The sequence below is a fragment of the Streptococcus sanguinis genome (genome assembly GCF_001078705.1).
GTDB classification, from domain to species: Bacteria; Bacillota; Bacilli; order Lactobacillales; family Streptococcaceae; genus Streptococcus; species Streptococcus sanguinis_D.
In genome coordinates, this window is sequence record NZ_CDMW01000001.1 from 2,234,108 (window position 1) to 2,252,927 (window position 18,820).

Here is an 18,820-nt window from a genome sequence, read left to right on the forward strand (position 1 = left end):
GATATTAAACTTTTTCAATGCAAAACCAGTCTTGATTTTGTTTTTCCATAAACTCCATTAAAACCCAAAATAGACTCGGGCGTCTATTCTGAGTTTGCTTGTATTATACTTCAAATATCTCTATGTTTTAGTTTACTATAAATGCACCGTGAATACTAGTCTAATAACTTGGTTTTTAGCATTTTTTTAAGAAAAAATTTAGTCATGCTCTTCAAATTTTAAACCATAGACTTATTTGGTATTTTTTCAAAGTGTTTTAGCTAACCACCAAGTTATTCACAGATAGGTTATCCAGCTTCATAGTCGTTTCAGGACTTTCTCCGCTAGGAGTTTCAAAGTAGTAACCCACAATAGTCATTGGATAGCTGAATCCTGGAATGTTTTCAGGATCGAAGCTAACTTCGCGCCAGCCAGTCCAGCTGTTAGGACGAATGACGTGAAGATAAATCTTCTGACCGCTGGCATTCTTGACAATCAAGCCAATCTTGCCCTGCCATTGATTAGACAGAGATAGAGAGAAGCTGATAGCATCCGGCTTATTGTTCAAGGATACATACGGTGCTGCAAATTCCATTTCATACATGGTAGAAGACTTGGTTGCTGGAATCTTAACCACGTTGGAACCTGAACCCTCTAGGAAGTCCGTATTGTCAACTGTCACATCATACTGATTGCTGCCGCCTGACTGAGTCAGCTTAAGAGGTGACTCGAAGCGGTAGATAGTTGATGAATTGTAATAAGCTGACAGACCATCGTTCCGACTAGACTGAGTGCTAAGCTGCTCCAGATAAGATGGAGCCAGATTGGTACTGCTGTTAGCATTCGCGCTGCTAGTTGTATTGGTTGTTGCGCCCCCCAAACTGCCCTTATTGCCAGTTGCATCAGTGCCGCCACCAGCTGTCGTTACAGATATAGAACCTGCCTGCCAAGTCGGAATGGCAAATGGAGACTGCCAGTTAGCAAACTGAATCGGTGTCTTATCGACATTGCTCTCTAAGGTCACATAGCGCTCAACGTCTTTAACCTGATAGAAACGCAGCTTGATTTTACCGCTGGTCAGATCAGGGTTTTTGTTTTCCTCCGTGCTAGATAGGCTTTTCTTTCCGCCCAATTCCAGCTCACTGGAAACGATTTTTTGTTGATTGCCATCAATCAATTCCAACAATTTCAGAACCTGTGTATAAGTTCCTTCGAACTCAATGTCTGCTGTCATCTGCGTGATGTTAGTATTATTGGTCGTTCCGTTCCCTGGTGTCGCTGTGTTAGCTGCAGTTGTTGTTGCAGTATTGGCGTCTGATGAAGAGCTGCTGCTTGTTGACGATGAAGACGATGTACCAGACGAACTAGAGGTCGTACTGGATGAAGAAGATGTCTCATTCGAGCTTGAGCTGCCAGTCGTATCAGAAGAGTTGGAGTTTTGCCCCTTGGACGAAGTCGCAGCCAATCCCTCCTGCTGGAGTTCCAACTCTGTGCTCTCAGTGTAGTTGACAGACTTGAATTTAATACCGCTTTCGTTGACCAACTTGTCAATCAAGAAGATGAACTCCCCTTGATTGGTCGTACCATAGTATTTCTTAGCCTGATCCAGAGTCTTAGCATTCAAAGTTTGGAGCTGTTTGGTAAGAGACTTCCTCTGACTAATCTTGGCATTCTTGCCTTCCAACTCTGTCGAGATAGTTGCATGTTCTTCAGCTAACTGCGCCATCCGTGTATAAGAATTTGTTACCAGATACCCTCCACCAGCAAGTACCGCTACTCCTCCGACACAGGCCAACAATTTCTTGTCACGCTCATTTAAATTACTCAGGATTTTTTTCTTTTCTTTCTCATTTTTGCTCTTCATTGAAATCTACATCCTTCGTCAAAATTTTAATGTTAAACTTGTACACTGTATTGTTATCCTTTTCCTCGCGAGTAATGTTATCCACAAAAATATGGTTAAACTTCTCAGACTTACGAAGCTCTTCCTCAAACTTAGCGATAGAAAGATGCTCTTGAGACGAACCATTGATTTCTACATTGTCGTTATTAATCTTGATATCGTCAAAGACCAGGTTCCGTGTCACGTTTTTATTAAGGAAGTCCATAAAGGCTTTGTTTACTCGGTGCAGGCGGCGGAAGTCGCCTTCTAGGCTTGTAAAGAGAAGCTCGTCATTCTTGACCGTTACAATCTTATCTTCAGTCTCAGAGACTGCCTTCAGCTCTTGAGCCATTTCTGGACTCTTGAGCGTCTGCTCCGCACGGTCAATCTCGCCTTGGAGGTGCATAGCGCTAAACTGGAAGAAGCCAATCAGCACAATCATAATCGCTACAATCCCAGCAAAAGCGGAAATAGCAGCAAGTTTCAGTGGACTAGCCTTAGCCGGTGCCACATGATATTTTGAAAAGTAGTTTAAATCTCTCCGCATTAGTTCGCTCTCCTAATCAACATGGCTGTAGCCGGAATGAACTCCGCATTAAACTCGGCAGAACCTTCCCACAGTACATTCTCATAATCTACATTATCAATTGAGATGAATTCCCGATTCATGTTCTGCTTCAAAATAGATGCCAACTGCCAACAGATGTCCTGGTCCCCAAAGACATAGAAACTGTCAATGTTGAGACCGGTTGATCCGCTGAAGAAATTTTCAGTATTGAGAATGTGGTTCTTAGCATCAGCCACCCACTCATCCAAGGCCCTCTTCAAGAGACCTGTATCCAGATCATCTGAAGCCACTGCTGGAAGCTTCTGCAAAAGACTAGCATCGTCTGCATAGCTCAGGATGTCCTTGTAGCCACGATTGAGATAGTTGCTGGTCACAAACTTGCCTTCTGAGTAGAGATAAACACCAATGAAGCTCTTGCTCAGATGTACCATGCCGACATTTTCCTTGGTCAGCTTCTTGGCACGATTGTTAATCGCTTGTACGCGTTCCAGCCATTTTTCAAAGGTATTAGACTGAAGGTCAAAGACATAAGGTGTCAGCTTCAAATTCTCAGCCAAGCCCAGATATTGCTCTACCACGCCTTTTGGCACAGCATAGACCATGAGTGAGCGAGTATCTTCATCAAGCGGAAAAGCTGAATTAGACTCTTGCTCTTGGAACTGGATAACATAAGAAGTCGGATCAATATCCAGATATTGCTGGAGCTCGTAAGATACCAAGCCCTCAATATCCTCATCATTCTGCACACTAGCTGCCACATCAACCGAACGGGCGATGATATTGGTATTGCCCAGAGCAAAGAAAGCGTACTTAGCAGTGATCGCATGCTGCTCCATTAGGTCACTGATAATATTTTTGAGAGTAATCGGGTCGATAATCTCACTATTCAGTACAACACCTTCTGGCAGATTAGCAGATGCCATCTTGATAATCTCCAGTTCATTGCGCTTTTGTCTAGCAACAACCAGATAGACTGATTCGTCAGTGAAGTCAATGGCCATCAGATTGCCCTTAATTGGCTTGCCAAACATCGTGTAAGGTGCATGCATTCTAGTGACCGGTTGGCTCGCCGCACCACTGCCTTTCTTAGCAAAGAGCGAGCGATTACCAGACTTAGCCGGCATATCATCACTGCCACTATTCTTAGAAAAGAGCGGCTTGTTGAGCTTGGTTAAGAAGCTCCCTTTTGCCGTTGACTTTTCCTCATCGTCAAAGTCTTCTTGACGATCTGACTTGATCTGAACTCCTTGAATAGATAAGTGTTCTTTATGTTTCCCTTTTGATGAGAAGAGCGGTTTATTTAATTTTCCTAAAAATGAGCCTTTTTTCTCATTATCTTCTTCGTCCAGAGCTCTTCTGCGCCCCTTGGACGAAAACATATTTTTTGCCATAATCTCCTAATCTCCCTTATTTTTCCTAAAAACTATTTCACTATTAGCTTGCCTTATACTTATCGCGGAAGTATTCAGCAAGTTTTTGTATATTGCTGTTATTCAGACTTTCAGTATAAACTGCAAACTCATTAATGTAAGTATTGCCACCAAAGATAATCTGACCACTACTAATATTATGCGTCGTTCTGTTTCTGGTCAGCGAAACTGTTTTATTATAGACTGATTGTCCATTGATAAAAATTTCAATCCCTAAAGAGCCATTCTTCGCAGCACTACGCACTTGTATAGAATTATCATTACTATAGTCTAACTTAACATTTTGTATATATTCCTGACCACCGTTATTAGCTGTAGTTGTATCTACTGTTTTAATAGCAATTCTACCGTCATTTTCCAGATTAATCCCCCAAGTTAGTGTATCATCTAGTTTATAGGTTAGAAGCGGTCCGGTCTGCTGACGATTCCCAATCAATACAGAAGTCGTATAGCCATTATTAAAATTATGATTACTAAACTGCATCGTACGGCCATCAAGTGCTATTAACTGTCGAGTCTGGTTAATTGCAGGCTCTTTATAATTCAGAACAGGGATAGTCGCACCATAAACAACATCATTAAAATAATCTCTTACTTCTGTATTAGTATGTAACTGATTATCCGTTGGTATAAGCGAGGTAGTATTTCCATTCTTAAGCAGAGCCAAGTCGGCATCTGTATGAAGACGCACGTTCTGTGTAACTGGCAGACCCATAATCCAGATACGGTCTGCTTCCTGATAATTTCCTACCCGTCCATAAGAGTTAATCGCTCGAGCAGCAAAAGTCAGGTACTTCCCTCTCATATCATCTGTAATATGTATCCCGGTTTCTAACTTTGATAATTGTTTAAAATCTGTCGGCATTTCTGGAAAAAGCGTCTGAGATATAGTGCCGTCGCCTTTTTGGCCTATCGTTCCCACTGGGACAATGCCAGACACCCCTTGTCCTATAGCACGATCACTTAGAAACCATCCAGATTCTGTGTAAATCCTAGTTTTACTCTTTTTCTTACTATCAGCTATATCTACTTTGCCGCCGGGAGTCGTTATCCCCATACCAGCATAATAATACCTTTTCCCACTAGGGATAGTAACCTTCATATCAGGAAGTCCCAGAGGGGTTTCGATTGCATTAGCAGCAAAAAGATGGATTTTTTTGATTCTATCATTATAAGACAGATTTGTACCTTTTACATCAATACTCTGCTTGGTTCCATTACCGATTTGGTAAGTAAAGGTTTCAATATCTGTTCCTGTACCTTCGTGTTTCTTGCTTTCAGCCAGTTGTTTCTCGAAAGACTCCTGAATATCAAAGTTGATAGCATTCTGACTTCGCTGACGGAGAATATTATTAAAACTCCCAGAAAAGAAGGTCAAGAACCCTGCCGCAATAACTCCAATCAGAATCAGAGAAACCAAGACTTCGACCAGTGTAATCCCTCTGTGTCTCTTTAATCTTTTCATCTCTGCTCCCTTCTACGGCCCTGATACAAACCACAAATCCTGTTGAATTTGCTTTTTAATGTCAGAAAAGGTCTTTTGCAAAGCTTCTTCATTCGTAGCTGATACATATTTAGTCTCCATACCACCCTCGCCAATCCTATCTGTCAAGCTTTGACCATAAGCGATTTCATGGTTCACACCAGAAAAACCAATCACATTGACCCGCTTAATACCAAGGCCAAATTTTTTAGACACTTCTCCAGCATAAGCAATAGAGTTTTCACGCGTTATGGAATCTCTAGAATACAAATCATAGCCCAGACGACTGTACTCATACCCTAAAGTTGGGGACAGATCATAAATAGGATTGTTAAAAGTTACACGACCAGCTCCCTGGCTAAGATCTACTCTATTGCCAGCGTACAAGGCCCTTGAATCTACTAAATAAGCATTAGGTATGCCATCTGTCAATAGAACTATATATTTAAGCTGAGCTGGTTGAGACTGCAGACTAATCATCCCATAGCGAAGTCCATCCCCTGGATTTGTAACACCATCCGGGTTTAAATTTTCACGTTTAGTTATGGTGGCTATAATAGTATTTGTACCGTTATCTAAATTAGAAAAATTTTGTTGAATATATTTTGCTGAAGTAGAGAAGCCCACTAAGTTCACACTAATATTCCCAATTTCCGCAAGGTCCTTGATCATGATTACGGATTTCTTTCGTAGGATATCCATACGACTCTCATTACCAGTTTTTTTAACATTTCTTCCCTGCAAATCCCAATCCATGGAACCAGATGTATCAAATACAAAAGAAACAGCAATATTCATCTGACCTTGAATAGGGTCAGTTCGATAAGCAATAGCAATCCCTTTCTTGCCTTTAGCAACTTTAGAGAAGACCTGCTTAGTATTGAGAGCTGATATAGCAGTATCAATGCCTAACTTGTTATTGGTATCTGGATATTTCCCGGTCAGATTATAGCTAATCAAGCGGTTGTCCTGATAGGCGCCCTCTGTCTTAAACTCCAAGTCCAACTTCATATTGTAGAGAGATTTGGTTCCCAGCTCGCTGACATCCCAGTCCTGTTTTTGCTTATTCCAGACATAGTTCATGACCTTTTTACCATCCGCAGAAAGACCAATATAGCTCCACTCTCTGGTTAGTCCTTGCTTGGAGCCTTTGAACTTACTGTCATCCAGGATAAAGATTGAGGTTGCCTTACCAACGGTTCTATCCACATACTGCATGGAGGTTCGCATTTCAGCTTGGATACTCGCTTCACGCTCGATCAATTCTCGGCTGGAAAACATGGTGTTAAATATAACACCAATGATGAGTGCTATCATGCTCATCAACATGATAGCCATAATCATCTCGACTAGGGTAAACCCTTTTTTTATTTGCTTCATCATTCCTACCTATTTATTTTTACTTCTGTGCCGATCTCAAATGTCCTTCTTCCGAGCGAATTCCTTTTGTGTCAAAGTTAAAGGTTACAATATGCTCATAATAGTCATTGGAGCCAGCTAATTTTGACTTCGATTTAATCGTGATATTATAATTTTCAGGACCAGTCAGGCCATCTACGAGCTGTCCATTCATCTCGATTTCTGCTACACTGCCATCTTTGAAGGTATGGGTTGACTTAATCGGCTCTGTTGAAGGATCCACGTTATGGGCCCGCTCGTCAAACTCTGCATAAACCGATGATGGATTGCCGTCAACAGGGTCTAGATAAGCACCCCAAGCCAACTGCGTTCCAGAAGTTGCTGTGTACTTGGCTTTGAGATAGTTATACATTCGTTGAGTCTGGCTTTGCCCTGTATCTACGATAGAAGCCAAAATCCCAATCATAGCTACCAACAGCACAATGGTTACAATAACCATGGGCAAAGTAGACCCTTGTCTTTGTTTCCCTTTCATTGATAATATCTCCTAGTTTTCTCTTTTGATATTGCCAAAATAGTTGTCACAGTCTGACAACTACTTTGGTAATATCCGACTGCCAAAGCAGTCGGATAAGAGTTAATTTTCTAATGAATAACTCAAATTAATTCAAGTTATTATTTTGAATTAGCACCAGCTTCGGTCCAGTTGTATGTTAAAACGGTTGCCTTAGCCTTGCTATCGCTTGGAGTAAATGTTGAAGTTAGTGTGTGTGCATTCGAATCAATTACGTGAGCCGCACCATTTTTATCTTTAGCCAGTGACTTCTCAATACCATCTTCACCTTTTGCATTTTTAGACATGTATGGTGCCAGTTTCGCCAAAGTGATTTCACCTGGGTTGGTTGGGTCGTCCTGAGCTCCGATATAAGACTGGATAGCTGATACCAACTCACGGTGTTCAGACTGGATACGGCTCTTACGAGCGTTATCTTGGAAGGAAGTGATAGCTGGAATCGCTACAGCTGCGATGATGGCGATAATGATGATTACTACAATCAACTCAACCAAGGTAAAACCTTTACCTTTTTTCTTTAAATCCTGACGGAATTTTTGCAATTTGTTTAACATATGTATTTTCTCCTAATGTTTTTATGATATAGCAGCTTAACTGCAGCATAGTTTCTAACTTTTTTATTTTTCTCAAATGCAGGGTTTTACTACATCTTATTTAGATGATTTGACAATTAGTTTGAGTTTACACCATTAGCAGACCAGTCGTAGGTCAAAACAGTAGCTTGGCCTCCATTGCTTGGAGTAAAGGTAGAAATCAATTTATGGTTAGTAGTGTCGATTTGGTGAGCAGAACCTGGTGCACTTGTGCTAGAATTTCCACTTTTATCCTTAGCAAGTGAGTTTACAATACCATCTTCATTTTTTGCATTTTTAGACATGTATGGTGCTAATTTTGCCAAAGTGATTTCACTTGGATTGGTTGGGTCGTCCTGAGCTCCGATATAAGACTGGATAGCTGATACCAACTCACGGTGTTCAGACTGGATACGGCTCTTACGAGCGTTATCTTGGAAGGAAGTGATAGCTGGAATCGCTACAGCTGCGATGATGGCGATAATGATGATTACTACAATCAACTCAACCAAGGTAAAACCTTTACCTTTTTTCTTCAAGTCCTGACGGAATTTTTGTAATTTGTTTAACATTTTGAATAGATCTCCTGTTTTTTCATAATTTTTACTATTTTCGCCCACAGGGGCATTTGTTTTGTTCCTAGCTGGGAGACCCTACAAACTCCCAACATCAGAACGATTTCCTAACTTTTTGTGCAGAGCAACTACTCCGCGAATCCTAACTTTCTTGAAGCTTCTATTATTGATTTGTTTCAGCACCTGCATCCACAGCGTGAGCAAGCTCAAACATTGGCAGCATGACAGAGGCAACGATACCTCCAATGATAACCCCCATGACGATGATCATGGCTGGCTCCAAGAGTGAGAGCAACTGCTTGATCGCTGTTTCAAGCTCTTCTTCATAATAATCTGATGTCTTGACCAGCATGGACTCCAGAGACCCAGACTCCTCACCGATTTTAACCATCGAGAGCATCATAGGCGGGAAGAGACCTGTTGAGGTAATCATCCCTGTCAGACGTTCCCCTTTTTGCAAACCTTCATTAGCGATCTTCATCTTTTCAATGACGACAGCGTTGTTGGTCGTTGCAGCAGCAGACTCAATAGCCTCGACCAGAGGGATACCTGCACTGGTCAGGATAGCCAAGGTACTGGCAAAGCGAGCAGTAACAATCTTCTGCATTGGCCCCTTGATGACTGGCAGCCAAAGCTTGAGGCGGTCCAGCTGGTAGCGGCCTGCCTCTGTACTGCGATAGCGCAGGAAGAGGAAGACCAGAATCCCCGTCACACCGAAGAGAATATACCAGTAAGAGCGGACAAAGTTACTAGCTGCTAGTACGATACGCGTCGGTAGCGGCATGGCCATCCCACTCTGCTCAAAGATTCCTGAGAAGCTTGGGATAACGATATAGAGTAAGGCCAAGACTGCTCCTACAGCTAGAAAGGCTAGGACTGCGGGATAGATCATAGCTCCGCGAATCTGGCGGCTGGTCTTGAGCTCTTTATTATAGTGCTCAGACATCTTTTCCAGTACCTCGTCTAGCTTACCAGTCTTTTCACCGGCCTGCACCATACGAATCAAGAGATCGGGAAACATCCCTTCCTGATCCAGCATGGCCTTGGACAGCTGACTACCTTCTTTTAGGCTCTTGCTGACGATTTTAAGACTAGACTTGAGATTCTTTGAAGTAGCCTGTTGCTCTAGGATATCCACCGCATTATTGAGGGGAATCCCTGACTCCAGCATAACCGACATCTGCTTACAGAAGAGCGATATGTCCTTGAGCTTGATCTTCTTGCTTTGGAAAAGGACAATCTCCTTAGAGCCCATGACCTTTTCTTCGACACTAATAGGCTTACCTTTGAGACGGATCCGATTGACGGCATCTGTCCGGTTAGGAGCGTCCACCTCTAGTGTAACGACCCCTTGTCTAGTGTCTAAGTATTTACAAACATATACTGTCATGCTCTAGTACCCCACTATTCCTAGGGCTTTTTCGACTTGAGCGCGATCCACTGAGTAGGACAGCAGTGTTCTTTGGTCGATAACATTGCGACGGTAGAGTCCCATGAGCGAAGTGTCCATGGTAATCATGCCTAGCTGAGCGCCTGTTTGGATTGGGGTAAGCAGCTGGTGGGTCTTCCCTTCGCGAATGAGGTTGCGAATAGCGGGAGTTCCCAGCATGATTTCAAAGGCAGCTACACGACCCTTGCCGGTCGCTGTACGCATAAGCTGCTGCGATACAACGCCTTCCATAACGGCGGAAAGCTGTACACGGATCTGCTCCTGCTGCTCGGCTGGAAATACGTCGATAATCCGGTCCATGGTGTTTACGGCACCAACCGTGTGGAGGGTTGACAGGACTAAGTGACCTGTTTCCGCTGCACGAAGAGCGATTTCAATCGTTTCCTTATCCCGCATCTCACCGACTAGGATGACATCCGGGTCCTGACGAAGGGCACCGCGGAGGGCATTTCCGAAGCTCTGCGTATCCGCTCCCAGCTCACGCTGGTTGACCAAGCACTTATTATGCGTGTGCATGTACTCGATCGGATCTTCAATCGTGATGATGTGCTCGTCCCGCAAGCTGTTCATGTAGTTGATCATGGTTGCCAGGGTCGTTGACTTTCCGCTTCCTGTTGGTCCGGTAACCAATATCAGACCCCGGCGTTTCTCAGCTAGCTTTTTGATAACTGGTGGCAATCCCAGAGATTCCATAGATGGAATATCCTTGGGAATGACCCGCAAGGCAATCCCGCAGTTGTTTTTCTGCTTAAAGATATTGACCCGCAAGCGATAGCCATTGTCGACCTCGTAGGCACAGTCCACTTCACCAACTTCTAAAAGATGAGCAATCTGCTTCTCATTTAAAATATGCTTGGTGAAGCGAACCGTGTCTTCGTTGGTCAAAATTGTATTGTTGAGTTGTGTTAACCTCCCGTGCAGACGCATGGTTGGCTCTGCGCCAACCGTGAAGTGGATATCTGATGCACCCGCTTCAATCGCCTGCTTAATTAACTCATCCAAATTCATCCTAAACTTCCCCTTCTAGACTAAAGGCAATCTTCATTGCTTCTTCAATCGTTGTAGTCCCCTGTTTTGCGATATCAATGGCCTCCTCCGCCAAGTCTCGCATACCATTTTTCTTAGCTTCTGCTCGAAGCTGTGCTGTTGTTCCACCATCATTAATTAGTGATTTAATCTCCCTTGTCACTGCCATGATTTCGTGGATAGCGATACGTCCATAGTATCCCGTACCGCTGCAGTAGTTGCAGCCGCGTCCGCGATACAAGGTGTCTCCCTTGTGAATACCGATACCTGCATGTTCATTTGTTTCTACAGTGTACTCAGTCTTGCACTTAGGACAGATGCGCTTAATCAAGCGCTGTGCGATAATACCGACAGTCGCCGTTGAGACCAGATAAGGCTTGATGCCCATATCGACCAAACGGTTGACTGTACTAGCTGTGTCATTGGTGTGGATAGTCGAGAGAACGACGTGACCAGTGATAGCGGCACGAACCGCGATACTAGCTGTCTCTTCGTCCCGAATCTCCCCCAAAAGAACGATGTCCGGGTCCTGACGCAGGATACTTCTCAAACCACTCGCGAAGGTCAGTCCAGCTTTGTTATTTACCTGAACTTGGTTGACCCCTTCCAATCGGTACTCAACCGGATCTTCAACAGTGATGATATTTTTTCCTACATCATTGAGCTCACGGAGCGCTGTGTAGAGAGTGGTCGTCTTTCCGCTTCCCGTAGGACCAGTCAGCAAGATGATGCCTTCTGGCGCCTTAAGAATATCTTCGAAGAGCTTCTGATTGGTCGGCGAGAATCCCAGCTCCTCTTTACTGAGGAGGGTTGCATTCCGGCTCAAAATCCGAATAACGATTTTTTCACCGAATACAGTAGGCAAGACTGAAACCCGCATGTCGACTTCTTTGCCGTCGATGGTTGTTTCAATCCGTCCATCCTGAGGAATCCGTCGCTCGGCAATGTCCAGACCACTCATGATCTTAATCCGTGTCGCAATGGCTGAGTGAGCATTGGCTTTCAACTGCATGTTTTCCACCAAGGTTCCGTCAACCCGGAAACGAACACGAACAACTTTTTCAAAGGGCTCAATATGGATATCGCTGGTCCGCGTCTTGATTGCCTGACTGATAATCGAGTCAATCAAACGTACAACCGGAGCGTTTTTGATTTCGAGATCTTCTTCGACGATCTCTTCATCCACATTAAAACCTTCGATTTCGGTCGCTGCCTGTTGGGCTTCTTCTCCTTTGGAATAGTATTGATCGATATACTTCTCAATATCATCCCGAAAAGTTACATAAGGTTCTACCGCCATCTTAGAAACGATTTTAACATCGTCTAGGGCGATATAGTTGCTTGGGTCTGCCATCGCAACTACTAACTTGGGTTCTTCTCCCTCTTCCCCATCTGTGAAAGAGATCGGAATCAATCCATGACGTTTAGCAACTTTTTCTGAAACCTTCTCGACAGCTTCCTTTTCTATCACAAACTGTGATAGATTGACATGAGGTACACGATAATAGTAACTCATGACTTTCAGCATATCTTCTTCTGTCACATAGCCCTTGCTGATTAGATATCTCTCTAACTGCATGTTTGATTGTGGCATATCTTGAAGAATTTCTTCTTTTTGAGCTGCCGTTATCAGATTGAATTGAACCAATATAGCGATTAGTGCCATTTGTTTCTCCTGTCTGTGATTTTTTTGTAAAAATCCTTCAATTCTTTCTATGCGTTATTAGATAACAGCTTTCTTAAAAAAATCTCCCTCGCTTAAAGTTTCCTTTAAGGTTTCTTTAAGCTTTTTAAGTTAGGCTAGTACATGGAAAATTTACCAATAGAACCAAACTTAATGTTTTAAGTTAGATGCTTTGAGCAGTATCTCCATTTGATAAACCTAGTAACAGTCCTTAAAACAATCCTAAGATTGATAAAGGAAGTTTTAGATTTGTCAAAAGGGGCGCAAAAAAGCAGATGCCAAAAACATTTGTTCTTGCGTTCTTAGATACTATACAAAGCAAGTTCTCTTGCAAAATTTCTCATGCTTTGAGATTTAGGTTAAACCGTGTGTGTGTGAAGTTGGTTTAACCCGAATCAGCAAGCAGCCAGTGCCATAAGATAAGAATTCTTGTCTTATGGTTTTTTCTTTTTACCGATATGCATATTTTGGTAGGAAATGCTAGGAACAAAAGCTTTATTTGCTTTAAAAAACATTTACCTATCACAGTATATGACATAATTGACATCTTGTCAACAAGTTTGCTTCGAAAAAAATGATTGCATTTAAAAAAATGTTCAACTTTGATAAAATCTTGTTATATCAACGTTTCTAACGTTTTTTTAATGATTTTTTTCTTTTTTAGGGTTTAAAAAGCTACAATTTTTTTGAGGTGTTTCACCTCCTTGTCGCTTTCTCCCTAGCCTTCAGATGGACAGTGTGACAGCATCTGTCTTCTTCTGATCGGTAGTCGATATGCTTAGGAAAGGCGCTTCAGGACAAGGCTTAGCAAGCTTTGCCTGTTTCTTCCTACTCAATAGTATATGCTAAAGAAAATGCATTGTCAATACATTTGCATTTTATTATATGGAAAACCTCTCTAAAAATGCACAATGTACTCAGCTTGTCTATTTTTTTATAGAAAAACCACAAAATCAAAAAGCTAGAATTTTCAGACAGGGAAATAGAGGAATTAAATAAGAAGAAAATCGTAAGAATAGGACCAGTTAAGTGATGGAAATTATACTGCAAAACGAAAAAACAGCCCGAAATATCGGACTGCAGAGATATAGTTTATAGTAGTACTATTTAAGTATGAGGTTTTAAATCGCCTTCTCCACCTATACACCACTCTTCATGCTCTTCCAAGCTACTATCTGTCTGAATAGTGATTTTGGTAATACCGTAGGCCTGCAGTTCTTGACGCAGGGTGGCTTGGGTCTCGGCCAGCAGGTCTGGATTTTCAAGACAGATATGGATCATGGCAAATTTTTCCAAACCGTCTGTGGTCCAGACATTGAGCTGGGTAATAGCCTGAACGTTTTCAACCGCCAGAATTTCCTGATAAAGCTGGCTCAAATCAATATCGCTTGGGATGTGATCCAGAAAGATCTTGATGTTTTCCCAGAACTTAGGCAGGGCCTTGCTGAGAATGAAGCCTGCAATGAGCAGGGAGAGCAGCGGATCTAGAAAATACCAATCGGTAAAGCGCAAAACAATAGAGACCAGAATAACAGCCACCCAACCCAAAATGTCCTCTAAAAAATGAAGACTGAGAATAGACTCATTATGACTGTGTCCATGGCTATGTCCATGACCGACCACCTTGCTGGCTGCTAGATTGACTATAATGGCGAAAATACCCAGCACCAGCATGCCGTCATAATTGACCTTTTCAGGCGCAAAGACCTTGGGTACATTCTCAATAATCACCAAGGTCGAGCCGACCAGCAAGATGACCGAGGTCAGAAGGGCTCCTAAAAGGCTGTAGCGCTTGTAGCCCAGAGTATATTTCTTGTCTTCTTTTTTATTAGAAATTTTTTCAAAAAGGGTGGAAAGTCCGATGGCCATCGCGTCTCCCGTGTCGTGCACGGCGTCGGCTAGTACAGCGCTGGAATTGAACATGAAGCCAAAGATAAACTCAAGAATGGCAAAGGAAAAGTTTAACAGAAAAGCGATGGTCATATTTTTACTAGATTTCACGGCAGCCTCCTTTCAGTTTGGCTAAATTTATAGTATAATGTAATCAAAACGGAACACCTTGTTCAGTTTTCTTCATCTTTATTATCCCTTATTCTCAGAAAGGAAACAAGAAGCAATTGAGGGGCTTTGTCTGTTACTGAACAATCCCGCTCTTTTGTTCCGAAATACTATGGACAGACGAGTCAAGAAATCACGCGCAGCTATTTACCAAGCTTTTATCAACCTGCTGCATCAAAAAAGCTATGAAAGCATCACGGTGCAAGAAATCATCGACCTGGCAGACGTTGGCCGGTCGACTTTTTATGCCCATTTCGATACTAAGGAAGCCTTGCTAGAGGAGGTTTGCCAAGACCTCTTTCAGCATACCTTTCTTGAGCGCGACGACGGCAAGGATCTCTTTGAAGCAACCACACATATTTTCCAGCATTTCCAAAAAAATCAGGATAAGATTGCGACCTTGCTGCTTTCGAAAAATATCTATTTCACCAATCGCTTAAAGATTGAGCTGGAAAACTATCTCTTTCCGATGATTCAGGAGCAGCTCCTGCAGAAAAAATCTCAGCTGCCGGAGCCTTTTCTGAGAAATTACGTGACCTCTACCTTTGTGGAGACGGTCAGCTGGTGGCTTCAGCAAAAGAAAATATTGCCAGAAACAGTTATCAGCCAGTATTTTCTGGATTTGATGGACTGATTTTATTTTGATATTTATATAGGAGGAAACTTAACTTTATGAAAAAGCAACATTCGAAATTTTTACTTCCAGGTATTCTGACGGTGGGGATTGTCCTGCGTGCACCTTTTGCAGTGCTGCCCGTTGTTCTGGGCGATATTGCTAAGGGGCTGCAAGTTCCCGTCAACTCTCTGGGACTGCTGACTAGCCTGCCCTTGATCATGTTTGCCCTCTGCTCAGCCTTTTCCCCACGCCTGGCTCAAAAGGTCGGCCTAGAAAAGCTCTTTACCATAGCCATGATTGTGCTGACTCTGGGCTCTTTTATTCGTATCTTTAACCTGCCTCTACTCTATGCAGGTACAATCATGCTAGGGGCTGCCATCGCTGTCTTAAATGTGCTCCTGCCTAATGTTATTCAGGCCAATCAGCCAGAGAGAATTGGATTTTTAACCACACTCTATATCACTTCTATGGGACTGGCCATCTCAGTCATGTCTCCCTTGGCCGCGCCTATTGTCCGCTTAGCTGGCTGGAAAGGACTGATTCTCGTCCTGACCTTTATCTGCTTACTGGCCTGCTTAATCTGGCTGCCGAACAGCCGGCACAATCACAAACTGACTAGTAAAAATCGCGAGCAGCAAATGGGCTCCCTGCTAAAAAATCCTAGAGTATGGGCTCTGATTGTTTTCGGCGGCTTGCAGTCCTTGCTCTTTTACACAGCTATCACTTGGCTGCCGACTCTTGGCCAGTTGGCAGGACTTTCCGATGATGCTACTGGTTTCTTAGCCTCTATCTTTTCGATTATCAGCCTTCCTTTGGCTATGACGATACCTAGTCTGACAACGCGTCTATCCGCTAAAAAACGCTTGGGGATGATTGCTCTCTTTTCTGTAACTGGTATGGTTGGTCTGGGCATGCTGCTGATCAAGACAGATTCCTTTATCTACTGGCTCATTCTCAATCTGCTAATCGGTATGTCCGTCAGCGCCCTCTTCCCCTACCTCATGGTCACTTTCTCGCTCAAAACCAGTACTCCTGAACAAACCGCTCAGCTATCTGGCTTAGCCCAAACTGGTGGTTATATTCTGGCCGCCTTTGGACCTAGCCTCTTTGGATACAGCTTTGATTTATTCCATTCCTGGACTCCAGCCATCCTCATTCTCATTGGCTTGGCTGCCATCGTGACACTAACTCTCTTTTACATTGAGAAGTTTGACAAGATCTAATATAGACGAAAAACGCTTAGAAATCCTAAGCGTTTTTGCAATAGTTGAGACACTCTTCCAGGTCCACATCCCGCTCTAAATGCTCTGGTGTCTATCCTCTCGCATAATTTCTACGACTTGGTCAAAAATCTCTGTTTTCTTCATCTTTTACTCCTTCTTCCAGGTGTCCTCATCATACAGCAGGCCTCGCTTGGGCATTTTTGAGACATGGCGATTGCCGTCCACATAAAAGCCCAAGGGCTCCTCTCGCCAGGCATCTGTGCAGGTCACGCCAATCCGCGGACGGCTGGCAATCTGATTCGGAGTCAGGTCATAGGCTAATTGCAGACTGGAGGTCGCTAAACTTTGTCCATCAAAACGCTTATCAATCCCAGCGTACTTGGTTAACTTGCCAGGGCCGTTAGCTAAAAGACGGCCATCCGGTAGCTCCAAGGCTCGAATCAGTACGGCTTCGGCCACATTTTCAGCCTTGGTCACCAGATTCAGCATCTGATGGCCATGAATCTGATAGACATACCAGTGACCAGCTGGCAGATACATGGATTCATTCTTAGGGGAGCGGCGCCCTCTAGCTGAATGACAGGCGCTGTCCTGACTTCCTAGATAGGCTTCTGTTTCGACAATCCGGCCTAACTTCTGGCCATTTAGAATCAGCTGCATACCTAACAAAGCTCGCGCTGCTGCAACTGTGTCTGTCTCGATTAGTTTCTGAAAATCTCTTGATAACATAGCTTGATTATAGCATGATTTCTCCATTTACAGAGGAAAAGAAATGTTGCAAAAATGTTATTTTTCTCTTTCTCATGGACTTGTTGTTTATTACAAAAAAATTATGACACAAATAGCCTAGAAAGCACGAAAAGCTTATAAAATCTATGTATTATCTAATAATCGTACATATAATTTGTAACATTTTTATTAATACAGTATGTTATTTGTGTATCATTCCGGTTTTTCATTGCTTCAAATGAAATATTTGTTTAATATTATACTAGAAGGAGGGGTAAGATGAAAAAATTATCTAAAATTTCTTTATTTTTATTACCACTAATTGCACTTTTCTTTTTGGCAGCTTGCGGAAATTCTGCAGATAAGAAGACTGAAGAAAGCTCAAGTTCCAGCTCAAGCGTATCTTCTTCATCTAAAGCTAAGACAAGCTCTAGCAGCACATCTGAAGAAAGCGGTAGTGCCAAAGTCAACGTAAACGGCGGAGATGCTAGCGTTAATGTAAATGGCGGAGACGAAAGCGGAGATGCTTCTGTTGAAACTAACGGAGACGGTAGTGCTAATGTACAAACTGACAACGCTGCTGTTAGCGTAAATGAAGATGGCGTTCATGTTGAAGGCGGCGGTGTTGATGTTAAGGTCGGCAGCGATGGAACTATCAATATCCAAACACCTTAATTGAAAAAAGTCTTTCGATTATTATAGATCATGAAAACCGAGATTTGCTCGGTTTTTTTGATTTTCTCCAATGTAATTCTTAGTGACTTATAAATGATTATAAATACTTTTAAAAACTTATCAATTATGTTATACTCTATTTAGAAAAATAAGGAGAAACAAGCATGTACCAAGAACAACGCTTAACTGAAATCTTAGAGCTCTTGGCTGAGAAAAAACAGCTGTCAGCCAAGGATATGATTGAGCATTTTCAGGTCTCTAAAGATACTATTCGGCGAGATTTTTCGATTTTGAGCGAGCGTAGGCTTGTGCAGCGCACCCACGGAGGCATTATCCCGCTGGACACTAGTCGGCAAATTCCCTCCTTTAACGATCGCATCAACCAACTAAGTCAAGAAAAAAAGGCTATTGCTCAGAAGGCTCATGACTTTCTCAAGGCAGGGCAAATAGCTTTCTTTGATGTCTCAACCATTGTTCTCCATCTGGCTCAGCGCATCAAGGAGCCTATGACAATCTACTCCCATTCTCTGGATAATGCAATCATGCTGAGCACTCAGGACAAAGTGGACTTTCACCTCTTAGGCGGAAAATTTTATCCCAAAAACCGATTCTACTATGCGCTCAATGAAGCAGAGCTGCTGGAGCAGATTTCCTTTGACATTGCCTTTATCGGGGCAGCCAGTGTCTCTGATGGCCTAGTCAGCTTTGAAGACGAGGCCGATGCTCACCTGAAAAAACTAGCTTTGAAACACGCCAAAATCAAAGTTTTACTGGCTGAGCAAGACAAGTGGCAGAAAGAGTCTAACTACATCCTGGCTCCTGTCAGCGACTTTGACTACTGGATTACGGACCAAAAGCCAAGTCCTGAAGTCCAAGAAAAGCTAGGAGACAAGGTTAAAATAATTTATTAAATCGATTCATTAGACACATAGGAGGA

The 18,820-nt window shown here is 42.8% G+C and carries 17 protein-coding genes; 4 read left to right on the plus strand and 13 right to left on the minus strand.

Annotated features, from left to right (window positions below):
* Window positions 1-256 precede the first annotated feature (256 nt).
* The 12 genes from SSV_RS11320 to SSV_RS11375 all read right to left on the minus strand — a co-directional run bounded on the left by SSV_RS11320 (window position 257) and on the right by SSV_RS11375 (window position 14,583).
* A complete protein-coding gene (locus SSV_RS11320; RefSeq protein WP_072074842.1) occupies window positions 257-1,843 on the minus strand; it encodes a hypothetical protein in 1,587 nt (528 codons plus the stop codon).
* The gene (locus tag SSV_RS11325; RefSeq protein WP_002922896.1) at window positions 1,827-2,408 is read right to left on the minus strand and encodes a PilN domain-containing protein; all 582 of its coding nucleotides are present in this window, start codon (window positions 2,406-2,408) and stop codon (window positions 1,827-1,829) included. Before SSV_RS11325 ends, SSV_RS11320 begins: the two co-directional genes overlap by 17 nt.
* Window positions 2,408-3,820 (minus strand): pilus assembly protein PilM, encoded by a 1,413-nt coding sequence (gene pilM, locus SSV_RS11330; protein ID WP_072074843.1) that lies wholly within the window; start codon window positions 3,818-3,820, stop codon window positions 2,408-2,410. The genes SSV_RS11325 and pilM overlap by 1 nt, the downstream gene beginning before the upstream one ends.
* A gap of 43 nt (window positions 3,821-3,863) precedes the next feature.
* Window positions 3,864-5,324: a type II secretion system protein gene (locus SSV_RS11335; protein WP_002899605.1), complete on the minus strand. Its 1,461-nt coding sequence runs from the start codon at window positions 5,322-5,324 to the stop codon at window positions 3,864-3,866.
* 12 nt (window positions 5,325-5,336) lie between these two features.
* Window positions 5,337-6,725, minus strand: a complete 1,389-nt coding sequence (locus tag SSV_RS11340; RefSeq protein ID WP_072074844.1) for a prepilin-type N-terminal cleavage/methylation domain-containing protein — start codon at window positions 6,723-6,725, stop codon at window positions 5,337-5,339.
* Window positions 6,726-6,741: 16 nt separating this feature from the next.
* Window positions 6,742-7,236: a hypothetical protein gene (locus SSV_RS11345; protein WP_002905622.1), complete on the minus strand. Its 495-nt coding sequence runs from the start codon at window positions 7,234-7,236 to the stop codon at window positions 6,742-6,744.
* Window positions 7,237-7,376: 140 nt separating this feature from the next.
* Window positions 7,377-7,829, minus strand: coding sequence for a prepilin-type N-terminal cleavage/methylation domain-containing protein (locus SSV_RS11350; protein ID WP_002905623.1), 453 nt, complete (start codon window positions 7,827-7,829; stop codon window positions 7,377-7,379).
* Between the two features lie 116 nt (window positions 7,830-7,945).
* Complete coding sequence (locus tag SSV_RS11355; protein WP_072074845.1) at window positions 7,946-8,419, minus strand: prepilin-type N-terminal cleavage/methylation domain-containing protein; 474 nt, start codon at window positions 8,417-8,419, stop codon at window positions 7,946-7,948.
* A gap of 166 nt (window positions 8,420-8,585) precedes the next feature.
* Entirely contained in the window at window positions 8,586-9,812 is a 1,227-nt protein-coding gene (locus tag SSV_RS11360) for a type II secretion system F family protein (RefSeq protein WP_002905626.1), read from the minus strand.
* Between the two features lie 3 nt (window positions 9,813-9,815).
* Window positions 9,816-10,880, minus strand: a complete 1,065-nt coding sequence (locus tag SSV_RS11365) for a type IV pilus twitching motility protein PilT (RefSeq protein ID WP_061595349.1) — start codon at window positions 10,878-10,880, stop codon at window positions 9,816-9,818.
* Between the two features lies 1 nt (window position 10,881).
* On the minus strand, window positions 10,882-12,564 hold the full coding sequence (locus tag SSV_RS11370) for a GspE/PulE family protein (RefSeq protein ID WP_002894193.1): 1,683 nt from the start codon (window positions 12,562-12,564) through the stop codon (window positions 10,882-10,884).
* Window positions 12,565-13,689: 1,125 nt separating this feature from the next.
* Entirely contained in the window at window positions 13,690-14,583 is an 894-nt protein-coding gene (locus SSV_RS11375) for a cation diffusion facilitator family transporter (protein WP_061603048.1), read from the minus strand.
* A 169-nt stretch (window positions 14,584-14,752) separates the two neighbouring features.
* Between SSV_RS11375 and SSV_RS11380 the strand changes: the two genes are divergently transcribed.
* The gene (locus SSV_RS11380; protein ID WP_072074948.1) at window positions 14,753-15,274 is read left to right on the plus strand and encodes a TetR/AcrR family transcriptional regulator; all 522 of its coding nucleotides are present in this window, start codon (window positions 14,753-14,755) and stop codon (window positions 15,272-15,274) included.
* Between the two features lie 38 nt (window positions 15,275-15,312).
* Complete coding sequence (locus tag SSV_RS11385; RefSeq protein ID WP_072074846.1) at window positions 15,313-16,479, plus strand: CynX/NimT family MFS transporter; 1,167 nt, start codon at window positions 15,313-15,315, stop codon at window positions 16,477-16,479.
* A gap of 147 nt (window positions 16,480-16,626) precedes the next feature.
* Here SSV_RS11385 and SSV_RS11390 read toward each other — a convergent pair whose 3' ends face one another.
* Window positions 16,627-17,208 carry a DNA-3-methyladenine glycosylase gene (locus SSV_RS11390; RefSeq protein WP_176693616.1) on the minus strand — a complete coding sequence of 194 codons (582 nt, stop codon included), beginning with the start codon at window positions 17,206-17,208 and terminating at the stop codon, window positions 16,627-16,629.
* Window positions 17,209-17,487: 279 nt separating this feature from the next.
* On the opposite strand from SSV_RS11390, the gene SSV_RS11395 reads away from it, so the two are divergent.
* A complete protein-coding gene (locus SSV_RS11395; RefSeq protein WP_072074848.1) occupies window positions 17,488-17,883 on the plus strand; it encodes a hypothetical protein in 396 nt (131 codons plus the stop codon).
* 164 nt (window positions 17,884-18,047) lie between these two features.
* Window positions 18,048-18,794 carry a DeoR/GlpR family DNA-binding transcription regulator gene (locus SSV_RS11400; protein ID WP_072074849.1) on the plus strand — a complete coding sequence of 249 codons (747 nt, stop codon included), beginning with the start codon at window positions 18,048-18,050 and terminating at the stop codon, window positions 18,792-18,794.
* The last annotated feature ends 26 nt before the right edge of the window (window positions 18,795-18,820 follow it).